Annotated in this window: 2 protein-coding genes; both read left to right on the top strand. The window is 71.5% G+C overall.

Annotated features, from left to right (window positions below; genetic code table 11):
- Positions 1-87: 87 nt before the first annotated feature.
- Positions 88-300 carry a CbtB domain-containing protein gene (locus tag C2142_RS37475; protein WP_148647184.1) on the top strand — a complete coding sequence of 71 codons (213 nt, stop codon included), beginning with the start codon at positions 88-90 and terminating at the stop codon, positions 298-300.
- 15 nt (positions 301-315) lie between these two features.
- The coding region (locus C2142_RS37470) for a CbtA family protein (protein ID WP_174315826.1) at positions 316-1071 on the top strand (756 nt) is incomplete at its 3' end.

Below are 1071 nucleotides of genomic sequence, written 5' to 3'. Positions count from 1 at the left end.
CGTGACGTCCCGGGGCGGTGAGTCAGACCCGCCCCCGTCGTCCGTGCTCCATCGAACGGGACGCGTGTTCCCCAAAGGAGGTCGGCCATGGCTCACCCCATCGCCCCCGCTGCCGCACCGGCAATCACCCCCATCTCCGTCAAGGCGATCCTGCCCTGGGCCGTGTTCTTCGGCATCCTGCTGATGGCCCTCATCTACTTCGTCGGCGCCGAGCAGGGCGCCACCTCCCTCATCTCCGGCGAGGACGTGCACGAGTGGGTGCACGACGGCCGCCACCTGCTCGGCTTCCCCTGCCACTGATCAGGGGCCGACTCCGTGAACTCCGCAAACGTCAGATCCCTGCTCGTCCGCGGCATGCTGGCCGGCCTCGGTGCCGGCCTGCTCGCCCTGATCGTCGCCTACCTGCTCGGTGAACCCCGGGTGGACGCCGCGATCGCCTACGAGGACGCCCACGCCGCGGGCGCGCCCGAGATGGAACTCGTCAGCCGGTCCCTGCAGTCCACCGCGGGCCTGGCCACCGGCGTGCTCGTCTACGGCGTCTCGCTGGGCGGCTTCGCCGCGCTCGCCTACTGCTTCGCCCTCGGCCGGGTCGGCCGCTTCTCCCCGCGCGCCACGGCGGCCCTGCTGTCCGGCGTCGCGCTGGTCGCGGTCTACGTCGTGCCGTTCCTCAAGTACCCGGCCAACCCGCCGTCGGTGGGCGACCCGGAGACCATCGGCAAGCGCACCACGCTGTACTTCCTGATGATGGCGCTCAGCGTGCTGCTGGCGGTCGCCGCGGTGATCGTCGGCAAGAGGCTCGCACCGCGCCTGGGCAACTGGTACGCGACCGTCACGGCCATTCTCGGCTTCGCCGTCGCCATCGGCCTCGCCTACGCCTTCCTGCCCGCCGTCAACGAGGTGCCCGAGGACTTCTCGGCCACCCTGCTGTGGCAGTTCCGCCTCGCTGCCCTGGCCATCCAACTCACCCTCTGGACGTCCTTCGGGCTGCTGTTCGGCCACCTCGCCGAGCGCCTGCTCAACCCGAAGCCGGCCACCGCGGCCTCCACCGCCGACCGGGACGGGGGAGGCGGC

The organism is Streptomyces sp. CB01881 (genome assembly GCF_002953255.1).
Classification (GTDB): domain Bacteria; phylum Actinomycetota; class Actinomycetes; order Streptomycetales; family Streptomycetaceae; genus Kitasatospora.
Note: the sequence above shows the minus strand (reverse complement) of the source record. Positions and strands in the feature narration are given on the sequence as shown.